This is a genomic window from Streptomyces sp. OR43 (assembly GCF_008042275.1).
GTDB lineage: Bacteria > Actinomycetota > Actinomycetes > Streptomycetales > Streptomycetaceae > Streptomyces.
The window spans coordinates 338390-353117 of sequence record NZ_RDBK01000043.1 but is presented as its reverse complement, the minus strand read 5'-3'; the positions used below and the strand labels follow the sequence as shown (position 1 = coordinate 353117).

13 protein-coding genes and 2 tRNA genes are annotated in these 14728 nt (G+C 69.9%); 8 read left to right on the top strand and 7 right to left on the bottom strand.

Annotated elements, in window-relative coordinates; all coding sequences use genetic code 11:
• Positions 1-113 precede the first annotated feature (113 nt).
• The gene (locus EAO72_RS19990; protein ID WP_148018699.1) at positions 114-941 is read left to right on the top strand and encodes a LolA-like protein; all 828 of its coding nucleotides are present in this window, start codon (positions 114-116) and stop codon (positions 939-941) included.
• Between the two features lie 129 nt (positions 942-1070).
• Here EAO72_RS19990 and EAO72_RS19985 read toward each other — a convergent pair whose 3' ends face one another.
• Positions 1071-1712: a superoxide dismutase gene (locus tag EAO72_RS19985; protein ID WP_148018698.1), complete on the bottom strand. Its 642-nt coding sequence runs from the start codon at positions 1710-1712 to the stop codon at positions 1071-1073.
• Between the two features lie 178 nt (positions 1713-1890).
• A complete protein-coding gene (locus EAO72_RS19980; protein WP_148018697.1) occupies positions 1891-3312 on the bottom strand; it encodes an amino acid permease in 1422 nt (473 codons plus the stop codon).
• Positions 3313-3702: 390 nt separating this feature from the next.
• On the opposite strand from EAO72_RS19980, the gene EAO72_RS19975 reads away from it, so the two are divergent.
• Entirely contained in the window at positions 3703-4299 is a 597-nt protein-coding gene (locus EAO72_RS19975) for a biotin transporter BioY (protein ID WP_148018696.1), read from the top strand.
• A 120-nt stretch (positions 4300-4419) separates the two neighbouring features.
• On the opposite strand, the gene EAO72_RS19970 is transcribed toward EAO72_RS19975, so the two are convergent.
• Positions 4420-5880 (bottom strand): amino acid permease, encoded by a 1461-nt coding sequence (locus EAO72_RS19970; RefSeq protein WP_148018695.1) that lies wholly within the window; start codon positions 5878-5880, stop codon positions 4420-4422.
• A gap of 231 nt (positions 5881-6111) precedes the next feature.
• On the opposite strand from EAO72_RS19970, the gene EAO72_RS19965 reads away from it, so the two are divergent.
• Both EAO72_RS19965 and EAO72_RS19960 read left to right on the top strand, forming a co-directional pair.
• Positions 6112-6600 carry a ribose-5-phosphate isomerase gene (locus tag EAO72_RS19965; RefSeq protein ID WP_148018694.1) on the top strand — a complete coding sequence of 163 codons (489 nt, stop codon included), beginning with the start codon at positions 6112-6114 and terminating at the stop codon, positions 6598-6600.
• Between the two features lie 84 nt (positions 6601-6684).
• Entirely contained in the window at positions 6685-7494 is an 810-nt protein-coding gene (locus EAO72_RS19960; protein WP_148018693.1) for an Fpg/Nei family DNA glycosylase, read from the top strand.
• Positions 7495-7825: 331 nt separating this feature from the next.
• Here the strand turns inward: EAO72_RS19960 and EAO72_RS19955 are convergent, their stop codons facing one another.
• Positions 7826-9058: a GNAT family N-acetyltransferase gene (locus tag EAO72_RS19955; RefSeq protein ID WP_148018692.1), complete on the bottom strand. Its 1233-nt coding sequence runs from the start codon at positions 9056-9058 to the stop codon at positions 7826-7828.
• Between the two features lie 105 nt (positions 9059-9163).
• Here EAO72_RS19955 and EAO72_RS19950 point away from each other — a divergent pair, with 105 nt between their 5' ends.
• Positions 9164-10309: a PP2C family protein-serine/threonine phosphatase gene (locus EAO72_RS19950; protein ID WP_148018691.1), complete on the top strand. Its 1146-nt coding sequence runs from the start codon at positions 9164-9166 to the stop codon at positions 10307-10309.
• 57 nt (positions 10310-10366) lie between these two features.
• Here the strand turns inward: EAO72_RS19950 and EAO72_RS19945 are convergent, their stop codons facing one another.
• A complete protein-coding gene (locus tag EAO72_RS19945; RefSeq protein WP_148018690.1) occupies positions 10367-11530 on the bottom strand; it encodes a cation:proton antiporter in 1164 nt (387 codons plus the stop codon).
• Between the two features lie 207 nt (positions 11531-11737).
• Here EAO72_RS19945 and EAO72_RS19940 point away from each other — a divergent pair, with 207 nt between their 5' ends.
• Positions 11738-12223, top strand: coding sequence for an HD domain-containing protein (locus EAO72_RS19940; RefSeq protein WP_148018689.1), 486 nt, complete (start codon positions 11738-11740; stop codon positions 12221-12223).
• A 78-nt stretch (positions 12224-12301) separates the two neighbouring features.
• Here EAO72_RS19940 and EAO72_RS19935 read toward each other — a convergent pair whose 3' ends face one another.
• Positions 12302-13468 carry an acyltransferase family protein gene (locus tag EAO72_RS19935; protein WP_148018688.1) on the bottom strand — a complete coding sequence of 389 codons (1167 nt, stop codon included), beginning with the start codon at positions 13466-13468 and terminating at the stop codon, positions 12302-12304.
• A 490-nt stretch (positions 13469-13958) separates the two neighbouring features.
• Here EAO72_RS19935 and EAO72_RS19930 point away from each other — a divergent pair, with 490 nt between their 5' ends.
• Positions 13959-14153 (top strand): hypothetical protein, encoded by a 195-nt coding sequence (locus tag EAO72_RS19930; protein ID WP_148018687.1) that lies wholly within the window; start codon positions 13959-13961, stop codon positions 14151-14153.
• A gap of 125 nt (positions 14154-14278) precedes the next feature.
• Here EAO72_RS19930 and EAO72_RS19925 read toward each other — a convergent pair.
• Positions 14279-14352, bottom strand: a tRNA-Gly gene (locus tag EAO72_RS19925).
• A 165-nt stretch (positions 14353-14517) separates the two neighbouring features.
• Between EAO72_RS19925 and EAO72_RS19920 the strand changes: the two genes are divergently transcribed.
• Positions 14518-14594 (top strand) — tRNA-Pro (locus tag EAO72_RS19920).
• Positions 14595-14728 lie beyond the last annotated feature (134 nt).

Here is a 14728-nt window from a genome sequence, read left to right as displayed (position 1 = left end):
GAAGCATGCGGCAGGGGTCTGACAACGGCGGGGGGACGTGGCGGCGTTGATACGATCACCCGCCCGGTGTCGGTGACCTGCCGGTGCAGCGGCCACCATTCTCCGGAGCTCTCATGCGGCGCACCCTCCTTCCTCTCGTCTTCGTCGCGGCCCTGCTGTGCGCGGGCTGTTCCGACGGATCCGGACCGGCCAAGGCCGAGGCCACGGTCAAGCCCGCGGCAGCCCCCTCCCCGAAGACCGACCACGCGGCGGCGATACGCGCCGCGGTGGCGGCGACGCAGAAGAGCAGCGCCCGGATCGACGAGGAGATCACGATGGGGGACGGCACCAACACCTTCGTCATCTCCGTCAAGGGCGACTTCGACTGGGCGGGAAACCGCGGTCGTCTCGGTGTCGGCCTCAGCAGTCCGGACGACCCCGGCAAGAAGCCGGTCCGGATGGACGAGATCTTCCACGGGGGCACCGTCTACATGGGTGGGCTCCCCGATATGAACGGTTCCTGGATGTCGATCCGGCAGGACCGGGCCGAGGCCCACTACCTGCTGCGCGCCCCGGCCAACGACCCCCGGCACGTCCTGGAACAGGTGGCGCAGATGCGCGGGGTCTCGAGCCTCGGCCTGACCATGGTGAAGGGCGAGGTCACCACGCACTACAGGGGCACGCTCAGCTGGGAGACCGTCACGCTGCGGATGACGAAGGACATGCGGGCCAAGGTCGACGGCATGCCGGAGGAGATCGCCGGCATTCCCGTCCGGGCGGACGTCTGGGTCGACGAGAGCGGCCGGGTCCTGCGTACCGAGTTCGAATGGCTTACGGGGTTCCCGGGGGCTGCCAGGGCGACCATGACCCTGACGGACCACGGGAAGGCGGTCCGGGTGTCCGCACCGCCCGCCGGGGATGTCGTTCCCACGCCGGCCCTCGGCGGCCCGCTGACCGGCTGACCCGGACCCCTGTCCACGTACGGAAGGCCCCCGCGAGTCACGTCCTCGCGGGGGGCCTTCCTTCATCCGCCCGCCCGGCGACAGTTGAGAAGACGATCACGAGGCGGGACGTTCTCGGTGCGCCGGAGTTCAGGGCGCGAGCAGCAGGACGTCCGCGCGCTCCTTGGCGGCCGCGTAGCGCTTGGCCACGTCCTGCCAGTTGACGACGCGCCACATCGCCTCGATGAAGTCGACCTTCTGGTTCTTGTACTGGAGGTAGAAGGCGTGTTCCCAGGCGTCGAAGACCAGGACCGGGACCGAGCCCTGGCCCACGTTGCCCTGGTGGTCGTAGACCTGCTCGACGACGAGCTTGCCGCTGAGCGGCTCGTACGCGAGGACGCCCCAGCCGGAGCCCTGCGTGGTGGCCGCGGCCTTCGTCAGCTGGGACTTGAAGCCCGCGAAGGAGCCGAACGAGTCGGTGATCGCGTCCGCGAGGCCGCCGACCCCGTCCGCGGCCAGGGGCTCGCCGCCGCCGTCGCCGGTCATGTTGTGCCAGTAGATCGAGTGGAGGATGTGGCCGGAGAGGTGGAACGCGAGGTTCTTCTGGAGCCCGTTGACGGCGCCCCACGCCTCCTTGTCCCGCGCCTCCGCCAACTGCTCCAGGGTGTCGTTGGCGCCCTTCACGTACGCGGCGTGGTGCTTGTCGTGATGGAGCTCGATGATCTGCGGATTGATGACCGGTTCGAGCGCCGCGTAGTCGTACGGGAGTTCCGGGAGCGTGTACGTGGCCATGGTCGAACCCTCCAGCTGCTGAACTGTTGTTATTGCAACCTATATGCAAGAGCAGGCTAACAGTAGGAGTGGCTGGGCGGTCATCGGTCCTTCGGCGTAGGACCACGCGTCCACGGGCGCACGAAAACGCCGGGCGGGCCCGAGAGATCGGGCCCGCCCGGCGTGTCGTGTACCGGGGCTACTTGTCCGTGGGGGAAGCGGCGCGCCGCTGCCGTACGACCCCGATCGCGATCAGGACCGCCGTCAGCGCACCCGTCGCCAGCAGCTGGTCGCGGGTGTCGGGCTGGCGGAGCATCAGGAAGAAGATGCCGGCCATGGCGAGGAGCGCCACCACCGTCAGGCCCGGGAAGAGCCACATCCGCACCACCAGCCTCTCGGGCGCCTCGCGCTCCAGCCGGGCGCGCAGGATCAGCTGGGAGACCGCGATGAAGATCCAGACGACCAGGATCACCGCGCCGATCATGTTGAGCAGCCACGGGAACACGTCGTCCGGGCGCCAGTAGCTCAGCAGCACGCACAGGAAGCCGAACACGGACGAGACGAGCACCGCCGTGCGCGGGACGCCGGAGGTGACCTTGCCGAGCCGCTTCGGGCCCTGGCCGCGGGCGACCAGCGAGCAGGCCATGCGGGAGGCGCCGTAGATGTTCGCGTTCATCGCCGAAAGCAGCGCCACCAGGATGACCACGTTCATGATCTCCGCCGCGCCGCCGATGCCGAGGTGGTCCAGCGCCGCGTAGAACGGGCCCACCTCCACGACCTTCGCGTCGTCCCACGGGACCAGCGTGACGATGACCGCCATCGAGCCGACGTAGAACAGCGCGATCCGCCACATCGCCGTCCGCACCGCCTTCGCGACACCCCGCACCGGGTTCTCGGACTCCGCGGCGGCGATGGTGACCGTCTCCAGGCCGCCGTACGCGAAGACGGAGGCGAGGAGTCCGATGACCAGGCCCTCGGTCCCGTTCGGCATGAAGCCGCCCTCGCCGCTGAGGTTGGCGGTCCCTGGAGCGTCCGTGCCCGGCAGCACGCCGAGAATCGCCAGCACGCCCAGCACCAGGAACAGCGTGATCGCGGCGACCTTGAGCGCCGCGAACCAGAACTCGAACTCGCCGAACTTCGTCACCGAGGCCAGGTTCGTCCCCAGGAACACCACCATGAACAGCGCTACCCAGGCCCACTCCGGGGTCCCTGGCAGCCAGCCGCCGATGATCTGGGCGGCGCCGATGCCCTCCAGGCCGACGGCGACACAGAGCAGCACCCAGAACGCCCAGCCGGCCGTGAACCCCGCCCACGGCCCGATCGCCCGCTCGGCGTGGACGGAGAACGAACCGGAGGCCGGATTGGCCGCCGACATCTCGCCGAGCATGCGCATCACGAGCATGACCAGCAGCCCGGAGACCGCGTAGGCGATGACGATCGAGGGCCCGGCGGCGGCGATGCCCGCGCCGGAGCCGACGAAGAGTCCGGCGCCGATGACACCGCCGAGGGCGATCATCGACAGATGGCGCTGCTTGAGTCCGTGGGTGAGGGCCGAGTCGCTTCCGGTGGCGGAGGCGACGGCCGGGGAGCCTGTGGGGGGAGGCGCGGAGGTCCGAGGCATGGACGAGCTCTGTTCGGTCGGTGAGACGGGGGACGGGTACACAGTCTGAACACGCGCCCCGTTCACGAGGAACGGCTGTCCGCTATACGGTCACCAGGCTCACACGCCGCGCACACCCGGCCGTGTGGAGCCCCGCCCGGCCATGAACCCTCGCTTTAGAGGGAATTCACAGTCCGGACGCGGAAGGCCTTCCCGCTCGGCGGCCGCCGCATCTGGTCCCACCTCCGTGACGAGCATCACGCCCCGCCGCGATTGCGTGCCGCCCTTTGTGTGAACCCCACCAATCCCTCAACCGTCCCTTTGTGGGCCGCTGATGGTGATCCCGCCGTGCTCCGTCGGCTAACGTCAGCCCCAGTCTGTCCCCACCTGCCCTCACCCCGCGGAGTCCCGATGAGCACTGCTGCCGCCGCCCCCGTCCGTACCGGAGCGGTCCTCGCCGATCTGCTGCCCGCCGCCCGGCACCGCTACGCCGTGGACACCGCCCTGGTGCTCGGCGGCGCCGCGCTGACCGGCATAGCGGCCCAGATCGCCGTCCCGGTCCCCGGCTCCCCGGTCCCGGTCACCGGCCAGACCTTCGCCGCGCTCCTGGTCGGCACCGCGCTCGGCGCCCGCCGCGGCTTCCTCGCGCTCGCCGTGTACGCGCTCGTCGGCATGGCCGGCATGCCGTGGTTCTCGGCCGGCAGCTCCGGCGCGGGCGGTGCCTCCTTCGGCTACGTGCTCGGCATGCTGCTCGCCGCCACCGTGGTCGGCGGCCTGGCCCGCCGCGGCGGCGACCGCTCGGTGCTGCGGACCGCGGGCACGATGGTGCTCGGCTCCGCGATCATCTACGCGGTCGGCGTGCCCTACCTGGCGCTGTCCACCGGCATGTCGGCGAGCGCCGCGATCGCGGCCGGCCTGACGCCGTTCCTGCTCGGCGACGCGCTGAAGGCGGCGCTCGCGATGGGCGCGCTGCCGGCGTCCTGGAAGCTCATCGGCCGTCGCGGCTGATGCCGTAGCTGCCACTGAGGAGGCTCGCCGGGTCGCATCGCGACACCCGACCGGCGAGCCTCCTCCGCGTTTCCGGGGCGTGGAGGCCCCGCCCCGGAAACGTCCGTCAGGTACGGATGATCACTTCTCGACGGTCACGGCCGGCTCGCCGCTCCGGCGCCTGCGCGCCTCGCGTACGAGGGACACGGCCACCACCAGCACCGCGACCAGCAGCGAGAGCAGCACCTGCTCGCGTCCCGCGTCGTCGGTCAGCATGTAGACCAGCACGAACGAGATCATCGCGATGGTCGCCCAGGTCAGATACGGGAAGAGCCACATCCGTACGACGAGCTTCTCGGGCGACTCACGCAGGATGATGCCGCGCATCCGCAGCTGGGTGAAGCAGATGACCAGCCAGACGAACAGCGCGACAGCGCCGGACGAGTTCAGCAGGAACGCGAAGACGGTGTCGGGCCACTGGTAGTTGAAGAAGACGGCGACGAACCCGAAGACGACGGAGGACAGGATCGCCGCCTGCGGCACGCCCCGCTTGTTGGTCCGGGCGAACGCCTTGGGAGCGTCGCCGCGGCCGCCGAGCGAGAAGGCCATCCGGGAGGCCGTGTAGAGGCCGGAGTTCAGACAGGACAGCACGGCCGTCAGCACGATGACGTCCATCACCTGGCCGGCGTGCGGGATGCCGATGACGTCGAGCGCGGCGACGTAGCTGCCCTTGTCGAGGATCGACGGGTCGTTCCACGGCAGCAGGGTCAGCACGACGAAGATCGAGCCGAGGTAGAAGACGGCGATCCGCCAGATGACGCTGTTGGTGGCCTTCTGCACGGCGCGCTGCGGGTTCTCCGACTCACCGGCCGCCAGCGTCACGATCTCGCTTCCCATGAAGGAGAAGACGACCATCAGCACACCGGTGAGGATCGCGCCCGGACCCTCGGGGAAGAAGCCGCCGGTGTCGGTGAGGTGGGCCAGTCCGGATCCGGCATGGTCCGACCCGGGCAGCACCCCGAAGACGGCGAGCAGGCCGACGATCACGAACGCGCCGATCGCCACCACCTTGATCCCGGCGAACCAGAACTCGAACTCGCCGTACGAACCGACGGACACCAGATTCGTCGCGGTCAGCACCAGCATCACGATCAGTGCCCAGCCCCACTGCGGCACCGCCGGAACCCAGCTCTCCAGGATCTTGGCACCCGCCGTGGCCTCGACGGCGAGCACCACGACCCAGAAGAACCAGTACAGCCAGCCGATCGAGAACCCGGCCCAGCGGCCCAGCGCCTGGTCGGCGTAGGTGGAGAAGGAGCCCGAGGCGGGGCGGGCGGCCGCCATCTCGCCGAGCATCCGCATCACGAAGACGACCATCAGGCCGACCAGCGCGTACGACAGCAGGATGGCCGGTCCGGCGGCGGCGATGCCGGCGCCGGAGCCCACGAACAGGCCCGCGCCGATGACACCGCCGATCGCGATCATCGAGAGGTGACGGTTCTTGAGACCCGCCTGGAGCCCGCCCCGGGGCCCCGTCCGGTCCGAACGGTCCGGCCCGTCGGGCTGGTGGCCCGGCCCTGCCAGAGTCGTCTGCGACGTCATGGATCGAATCCTTACGTTTTCGGATCACTCGGTTGCGTGACTCGCCGCGCCACGGTGGTGGAGCGGCGAGCGATGCATTGAAGCCCGGTGAACCCCGAAAGCGGAACCCATTCCTCCGGTTCCTTGACCGGATCGTTGCCTCAGTGGCATCGCCCACACAGGGCCCGCACATCGGGGCCACACCGCACCCCGTCGTCGGTTACCCGGCGTCGCTCGTGCCACACTCCTCCCATGCGCGTGTACCTCGGATCCGACCATGCCGGTTACGAACTCAAGAACCACCTCGTCGAGTGGCTCAAGGCACAGGGCCACGAAGTCGTCGACTGCGGTCCTCACATCTATGACGCCCAGGACGACTACCCGCCGTTCTGCCTGCGCGCCGCCGAGAAGACGGCCGCGGACCCGGACAGCCTCGGCATCGTGATCGGCGGCTCCGGCAACGGCGAGCAGATGGCCGCGAACAAGGTGAAGGGCGTCCGCGCCGCACTCGCCTGGAGCGAGCAGACCGCCGCGCTGGGCCGCGAGCACAACAACGCCAACGTGATCTCCATCGGCGGCCGGATGCACACGGCCGAGGAGTCCACCAAGTTCGTCGAGATCTTCCTCTCCACCCCGTACTCGGGCGAGGAGCGGCACACCCGCCGCATCGAGATGCTCACCGCGTACGAGAACACCGGCGAGCTTCCCCCGATCCCGGCCCACCACCCGCAGCAGGGCTGACCACCGCCTACCCTGAACCGTGCCGCCGGTATACCCGGCGGCACAGCCATGTCCGCCCGCGCCTCATCGAGGAGATCCGCAGCCGTGCCCGAGGGACACACCATCCACCGCCTCGCGGAGGACCACCTGGACCGGTTCGCCGGGTGGCCGGTGCGGGTGAGCAGCCCGCAGGGCAAGTTCTCCGACAGCGCCGCCCTCCTCGACGGCCGGGTGCTGAACGGGGTGGACGCCCACGGCAAGCACCTCTTCCTCGGCTTCGAGGACACCGGCTGGATCCACATCCACCTCGGCCTGTTCGGCAAGCTCCAGTTCGGTACGGTCCCGGCCCCGCCGCCCACTGACACGGTCCGCCTCCGCCTCCTGAACGACGCGCACCACGCGGACCTGCGCGGCCCCACCACCTGCGCCCTCATCACCGACGCGGAGAAGCGCGCGATAGACGACCGGCTCGGCCCCGACCCGCTGCGGAGCGGCGACGACGGCGAGCGTGCCTGGCAGCGGATCTCCCGCAGCCGGATCACCGTGGCCGCCCTGCTGATGGACCAGAAGGTCGTCGCGGGCGTGGGCAACGTGTACCGGGCGGAGGTGCTGTTCCGGCACGGCATCGACCCGTACCGGGCCGGCAAGGACCTCACCCGCCGCGAGTGGGACGCGATCTGGTCGGACCTGGGCGCGCTGATGCGCGAGGGCGTACGGAACAACCGCATCGACACCGTGCGCCCCGAGCACCTGCCCGAGGCGATGGGCCGCCCGCCGCGCGTGGACGACCACGGCGGCGAGGTGTACGTCTACCGGCGCGCCCGGCAGGCCTGCCACATCTGCGGCACGGAGATCCGCACGGCGGACCTGGCGGCCCGGAACCTGTTCTGGTGCCCGGGGTGCCAGGCCGCGTAGCGGCTGTCCCGGCCCGACCGGCGTGCGGCCTCCGGCCGCACCGTTGTCCCCAGTCGCGGGACGGGCTCGAATCCCCAGCCCGTCAGGCATATTCCCAGCCCGTCCGGCACATTCCGGCCTGTCAGGCATATCCCCGGCTTGTCCGGCGCAATCCAGCCCGTCCGGCGCTTGAGGACAGAGCGCCCGCAGGGCGCTGGGCGCAGCCGACGCCGCTCGGTGTCCGAGTCCCCGCGCGGGCAGAATCAAGCCCGTCCGGCGCTTGAGGACAGAGCCTGTCGCCGGACGGACCCGCACCCACCCTGGAACCCCCGCGGCAGCTACCGCACCCCGCCTAGAACCCCCGCGGCAGCCACGGCGCCACGTCGGACAGGAACGCCGACGACGCCTCCGCCACCGCGCCGGCCCGCAGCTCCCTGACGCGCCCGGCCAGGGCCAGTGACCCCAGGGACTCGCCGCCCAGATACGCGGTGCCCAACTCCCGTACGGACAGCGCCAGATCGGCCGCGTCCTCGGTACGCTTGCACGACGCGCCGCCCTTCGCGTCGGCCGTCAGCCGCCAACGTCCGGCGTTCCAGGGGCAGAACGCGTCCTCGACCTCGAACACGACGTCCAGCGGCCCCCGGTAGGTCCGCGCCTCCAGCGCGGCGCCCACGTCCACCAGTCGCAGATGGAGCGAATCCCGCTGCCGGATGTCGCACCGCCGCACGTCCGACACCAGATGCAGCACCGCGTCGTCCGTCGGCCGGTTCCGTGCCTCGACCGTCGACGTCAGGTCGATCGCGAAGAGGAACCGCCACAGCGCCGCGTAGGCCGCCGGGTCGAGCGCCGCCAGATCGCTCACCACGATGCGCCCCTTGGGGCCCGCATTGTCCCAGTCCGGCTTGATGTGGTAGTTCGTGTAGCCGACGAGCTCCCCGTCACGTTCCGCCAGCAGACACTGCAGCGCCGAGCCGCCCGCCCGTGAACTCTCCGGATCGATCAGCGACTTGCGCTCCCAGCCGGGGCCATGGGCCGGGGTGCCCGGCCGGCCCGGAACCAGCCGCGCGTACACGCTCTCGCACGCGTCGACCGCCTCGTCCTCGCGCGCATACCGCAGCCGCACCTCGTCCGTGCCCTCGGGCACGCTCAGCCGCACCCGGTCCGTATCGATCGCCAGGGACATCTGGCGGGTCGCCGCCCCGTACCCGAAGCGGCCGTAGATCTCCGGCTCCGACGCCGTCAGCACCGCGATCGGCTCACCCAGGGCCCGTACGTCGTCCAGCTGGCGGCGCATCATCGAGGTCAGCAGACCGCGCCTGCGGTGCGTGGACGCGACGCTCACCATCGTGACCCCGGCCGCGGGGACCAGCGCTCCGCCGGGCACGGCCAACCGGAAAGTGAACGCACCCGTCGTCGCGACCACGTCGTCGCCGTCCCAGATCCCGATCGACCGCTCGTACTCGGTCACGGACCTGTACTGCTCGCGCTGCTCGGCGGGCTCCTCGGACCCACCGAACGCGAGCTCCAGGGACGAGAACCACTTGTTCCATTCGGAAGGCTGCAAAACACGGAGCTCTGTTGTCATATGCCATCCCTACCAGGGCTTTCACGGCGAGGCGAGTCGATTTCGAACACATTGTCACAGGGGTCCCCCTGCACCGGAGCCCGCCGGGTGGATAAGGTCCCCGCAATGGCCCGACGCGCAGGAGCAGAGACATATCCGGCCCGATTGAGGAAATCGGCGCACCGGGTACGCACCGCCCTGCGCCGGTCCGGGGTCGACTACTTCCGCGGGGACGGCTCGGACTGGATCGCCCTGGCCGCGCTGCTGCTGACCATTCCGGCGATCACCTGCGCGACCCTGCTGAACCCGGTGTGGTGCTCGCCGACCGTGCTCGTCCTGCCGATCGTCGCGGGCGGCCTCCTGCTGCGGCCCGCCAGCCTGCTCGGCCTGTACGCGACCGCCGCCGCGGCCCTGATCGTGGAGTCCCTCTGGCTCGGCCCGTACGAGGACGGACCGGCCCGGGTCACCCCGGGCACCGTGCTGACGGTCGCCGCCTGCGGTTTCCTGGGCCTGGTCCTCGCCCAGTTCCGCGCCCGGGTCGGCGTGCCGTGGCGGCGCGGCGGCACCATGCTCTTCGACCTGCGCGAACGCATCCGGATCCAGAGCGCCCTGCCCCGCCTCCCGCAGGGCTGGCACCGCGAGATGTCGCTGCGCCCGGCCGGCGGCCAGTCCTTCTCCGGGGACTTCGTCGTGGCGGCCCGCACCAACGGCGGCCGCACCCTGGAGGCCGTGCTCACCGATGTCTCCGGCAAGGGCATGGACGCCGGCTCCCGGGCGCTGCTGCTCTCCGGAGCCTTCGGCGGACTGCTCGGATCGCTGCCACCGCACGGCTTCCTGCCCGCGGCCAACGGCTATCTGCTGCGCCAGGACTGGGACGAGGGCTTCGCCACCTCCATCCATCTGGTGCTGGACCTGGAGTCGGGCGACTACGAACTCCTCTCGGCGGGCCACCCGCCGGCCCTCCAGCTCCACGCCGGCAGCGGCCAGTGGGAGGAGATGGCGGCGGAGGGCCCGCTGCTCGGGGTGTACGACGGGGCGGAGTTCGACGCCGTGAAGGGCCATCTCGCGCCCGGCGACGTCCTGATGCTGTTCACCGACGGTCTGGTGGAGGCGTCCGACCGGGACATCGCGGAAGGCATCGACCGGCTGACGGGCGAGGCCGACCGCTATGTGACCACCGGCTTCGAGGGTGCGGCCTGGCATCTCATCGAGGCCTGCGCCAAGGACGTCAACGACGACCGGGCGCTGCTGCTGCTGTCGCGCCGGTCCTGAATCCGGAACCGTACGGAACCTGCCCGAACCGGACGTACGTCAACGCGGACCCGTCCATCACCGGATCGGGAGCGGAACCGCCTCGCGCCCGCCTGGCAGCAACCGGGCCAGCCAGTGCGAGCGCCCGGCGGCCAGGGGAGCCAGGACCGCGAGGACCAGTACATAGCCCGCGATGAACGGGGAGAGCCGTTCGTCCAGCCCCGCGCCCGCCGCCATCGTGGCGAGGATCAGGGCGAACTCGCCGCGCGCCACCAGGGTCGTGGAGATGTTCGCCGTGGCCTGCGGGCCGAACGCGTACACCTTGGCGGCGGCGAGTCCGGCGACGACGTTCATGGCCAGGGTCACCGCCACGGCGGCCAGCACCGGCCACAGCACGGTCGGCAGGTCGCCGGGATTGATGGAGAGGCCGAACGCGAAGAAGAAGATGGCTCCGAAGGCGTCGCGCAGCGGGTGCACCAGCTTGAGGATGCGTTCCCCCGAGGTGGTGCTGCCGAGCATCAGGCCCACCATGAAGGCGCCGATGGCGTCCGCCACCCCGAACCACTCCGAGATGCCGGCCACGAGGACGGCGGCGCCGAGGAAGGAGATGACGAGGAGCTCGTCGTCCCGCGTGTTGATGAGCTTGCCGATGACCTTGGTGCCGAACCGGGCGGCCAGCGCGAGGATCAGCAGGAATCCGAAGGCCTTGCCCCCGTCGACCGCGGCAGACGCGAGGCTGTCGGCGCCCGAGAGGATGGGCTGGAGGGCCGCCAGGTACAGGGCGAGGAACACGTCCTCGACGACGATGATGCCGAGGATCGGCTTGGTCTCCGGGTTGCCGATGCGGCCGAGGTCCACCAGGACCTTGGTGACGATGGCCGACGACGAGATGCCGAGCACCCCGGCGAGGACCAGCGCCTCCGACGTACCCCAGCCCAGCGCGAAGCCGAAGCCGAGTCCGGCACCGACGTTCAGGGCGAGATAGGCGCCGCCCGCGACGGCCATCTTGCGGCCGCCCGCTTTGAGGTCGTCGAGGTGGAACTCCAGGCCGAGGTAGAAGAGCAGCAGGACCAGGCCGAGTGCGGAGAGCATCTCCAGGTCGTGCGGGTCGGCGACGAGGACGATGCCGGGGGTGTGCGGGCCGAGCAGGATCCCGGCAAGGATGAACAGAGGGATGGTCGGCAGTCCGATGCGGCTGCCGACGCGGGCGAGGACTGCGGCGGCGAGGAAGGCGCCACCCATGGCGATGAGCGTGTCTGCGTGTCCGATGAGCTTGATCCTTCGTGGGGTCGGAGATCGTCAGGTCAAGAGGGCGTCAAGAAATCGTCAGTAATTAGTTTACCGAACGATTGACGATGCAACTATGACGGCCCGGACGGCTTCGACGACCTCGTCGGCCTCGCGGCAACGGGTGGGTACCGACGATGCGGCCTCTCCTAGGCTCGCCCCATGACCGCATCCCGAGCGCAACTGACCCTGGCCGAAGTAGAGGCGATCGCCCGCGAGGCCCATGCCGCCCAGCGGGACAAGGCGGGCCGGCCGTACGGCGAGCACCTCGCGGCCGTCGCCGAGGGGGTGCGGGCGCGGGGCGGCAGCGACGAACAGATCGCCGCGGCCTGGCTGCACGACGCGGTCGAGGACGACGCGCTGACGGAGCGGTGGCTGGCCGATGCCGCGCTTCCGCAGCAGGTCAAGGACATGGTGCTGGCCGTCACCAAGCGGGACGGCGAGGAGTTGGCGGCGTACACCCGGCGCGTCCTGGCCACGCCCGGCGCCCTGCTGATCAAGGAGGCCGACCTCGCGCACAACGCCGACCCGGCCCGCCTCGCGGTGCTGGAACCGGCGACCCGTACCCGGCTGACCGAGAAGTATGCGCTGGTACGGGGTCTGCTCGGGCTCGCCGCCCCGCGACCACCCGCCGAGCGGCAGGATTGAGCCAACACGTCGGAGCCCGGCCCATGAGTGGGCCGGGCTCCGGTGTCTGCGGATGTCCAGGGGCGTGATGTCGCGCGCTCAGAGCTTCGCGGACTCCCGCCGGAAGGCCCAGTTCAAGTCCGGTTCGGTCACGCAGCGCAGGGCGCGTCGCACCGGCGGCGTGCACAGCAGCGTCACCCCGGCCGCGGCGACGACGCTGACCAGCACCAGACCGGTCGGGGAGATCAGCCACTCGTTCCGGTCGAAGACACCGGCGTACGTGGCGCCCTTCACCATGAACCCGTGCAGCAGATAGCCGCAGATCGTGCCGGCTCCGAGGACCGTGAACCACATGTGGCGCCGTGGGACCAGGGACAGGAAGGCGGCGGTGAGCAGCGTCGCGCAGCCGAACAGCGCGAACGTCATCACCACCCCGGTCCACCACGGATTTCCCATGTCCTGGGCGGCCGAGTTGCGCAGGAACCAGCCCAGCTCCATCCGGGGCGCCGCCCAGTAGGCGAAGACCAGCGTGAGGGCGAACAGCGGCAGGGCGAGCATCCTTGCCTCGCGCCGGCGGACCAACTGGAAATGCTCGGGCCTGAGTTGGAGTCCGAGCACGAAGAACGGCAGGAACTGCAGGACGCGCGGCAGATCGAGATCGTCGCCGATGCCGGGGGCGAGCGAGGCGAGGGACGCGATGACGAGCGAGACCGCCAGCGGGTGACGCAGGTTGCGCCACAGCGGTGTGGTGAGCCGCCAGATGAACAGGGCGGCCAGGAACCAGGTCAGGTACCAGGGCTCGGTCAGGGTGATCGCGGCGTCGGGATCGTCCGCGTACCGCCGGAACAGCGAGTACGCCGTCTCGAACACCACATACGGCACGGCGACTCCGGTGACCAGACGCTTCACCTTGGCCGGGCTCATGTCGAACGAGCGTGAGAAATAACCGGAGATGATGATGAAGGCCGGCATGTGGAACGTGTACGTCACCATGTACAGCGCACGCGCGGCCCTGCTCCCGTCCATGACCGGCACCCACGAGTGGGCCACCGCGACCAGCACGATGGCCAGGTACTTCGCGTTGTCGAAGTAGGCGTCACGCCTCTTCGCGCCGGCCGCCCGCTCGGCACCGCCCGGCTGCGCAGGCCGGGCGGGGGTCGCTACGGGGCCGTTCTCCGTCGCCGAAGGTGCTTGGCGTCTGGGCTCCGACTCCCGGGTCGCCGGTGGGAGCGTGGCCCTCTGAAATACGTTCGGAGCTTGGAACATCTCAGGCACCCTAGACGTCTTGATTGCGATTCGTAAAACCGCCGTCGGATATCGCGTGTTCCCGTCGGATCAAATACCAAACCATCGAAATCTGTCCGGTATGGGCGTGTTAATCCCGCTTAAATCGTGCATATCGGCAGGCAGTTGGGGTGCGGGAATTACGTCTCGCCCGGACACGGGTAATGCCTGTGAATAAACTGTGTGAGTACGGAAACGATCGCCGTTTCAATTGCTGCGCACTCCGGGATTTCCGCAGCTGAGCGCTGCGACACCGTCCGTGCGGCTGTCCGGCCGGGACTGCGCCCGGACCTCGTCAAGTGACCGGCGCACAGGGGGCGCAGGGGGCGCAAGTTGGCGCGATATCGCCAGGTCTATCCGTCACCTGGCAGCGACCACAGGGGAGTTGGTGGCACGATGGAAGGCAACGGAGGAGTGCGTGGCCGCACACCTCCGGGCCGGCAAGGCGGACCGACCGAGGGTGTGAGCAGTCGTGGCCATTTCGCTGTCTGTGGTGCTTCTTTTCGCGATCATCCTGGTGGTCATGATCCGAGGCGGCTCCATCAAGCCCGGACCCGCGGTCGTCGCGGTGCTCTTCGGCTTCTTCCTGGCGTCGACCGGCATGGCGCCGTCGATCCAGAGGTTCATGGACTCGATAGCGCAGAGCATCAACCAGATCAGCTTCTGAGGCATCCCGGCCCGAGGGCGGTCCGGCCGCCCCCGGGGCCGCAGCCTCGGCGCACGGTCGGGACATGCGAAGGGCCCGGTCCGGCGGCCATCCCCGAGGGGAGCCGCCGAGCCGGGCCCGAAGCATGGAGCGGGCGACGGGAATCGAACCCGCGTAGCTAGTTTGGAAGACTAGGGCTCTACCATTGAGCTACGCCCGCATACAGCGCACCGCAGGTCACGGGGACCGCGGCACGAGAAGCATCGTAGCGGGTCGCGGGGTCTGCCCGCACACCCGATGACGACGCGCGGCGCCGAGTCCGGCGAAGCCCGCGGAAAGCGTCCGATGCACCACCTGTCTGCATGTACCCTTCGTGTCGCACCGACGGGGTGTGGCGCAGCTTGGTAGCGCGTCCGCTTTGGGAGCGGAAGGTCGTCGGTTCGAATCCGGCCACCCCGACCACCGGCAAGATCGCATTGTGGGAGTTCTCCCCCTTGCCGTTACTATGCAAAATGCGTGCCCGTGTGTCTGATGTACCGGGCTCGGTCCGCGAAGCCGCCTCCTGTGCGGTGGAGCAGAACCCCAAGAAGTCAGCC

Excerpts from the sequence above, each read along its gene's own strand:
- EAO72_RS19940 (WP_148018689.1), top strand. The coding sequence starts at position 11,738 with ATGACCGCATCCCGAGCGCAACTGACCCTGGCCGAAGTAGAGGCGATC.
- EAO72_RS19990 (WP_148018699.1), top strand. The coding sequence starts at position 114 with ATGCGGCGCACCCTCCTTCCTCTCGTCTTCGTCGCGGCCCTGCTGTGC.
- EAO72_RS19945 (WP_148018690.1), bottom strand. The coding sequence starts at position 11,530 with ATGGGTGGCGCCTTCCTCGCCGCCGCAGTCCTCGCCCGCGTCGGCAGC.
- EAO72_RS19985 (WP_148018698.1), bottom strand. The coding sequence starts at position 1,712 with ATGGCCACGTACACGCTCCCGGAACTCCCGTACGACTACGCGGCGCTC.
- EAO72_RS19975 (WP_148018696.1), top strand. The coding sequence starts at position 3,703 with ATGAGCACTGCTGCCGCCGCCCCCGTCCGTACCGGAGCGGTCCTCGCC.
- EAO72_RS19935 (WP_148018688.1), bottom strand. The coding sequence starts at position 13,468 with ATGTTCCAAGCTCCGAACGTATTTCAGAGGGCCACGCTCCCACCGGCG.
- EAO72_RS19980 (WP_148018697.1), bottom strand. The coding sequence starts at position 3,312 with ATGCCTCGGACCTCCGCGCCTCCCCCCACAGGCTCCCCGGCCGTCGCC.
- EAO72_RS19965 (WP_148018694.1), top strand. The coding sequence starts at position 6,112 with ATGCGCGTGTACCTCGGATCCGACCATGCCGGTTACGAACTCAAGAAC.
- EAO72_RS19950 (WP_148018691.1), top strand. The coding sequence starts at position 9,164 with ATGGCCCGACGCGCAGGAGCAGAGACATATCCGGCCCGATTGAGGAAA.
- EAO72_RS19955 (WP_148018692.1), bottom strand. The coding sequence starts at position 9,058 with ATGACAACAGAGCTCCGTGTTTTGCAGCCTTCCGAATGGAACAAGTGG.
- EAO72_RS19970 (WP_148018695.1), bottom strand. The coding sequence starts at position 5,880 with ATGACGTCGCAGACGACTCTGGCAGGGCCGGGCCACCAGCCCGACGGG.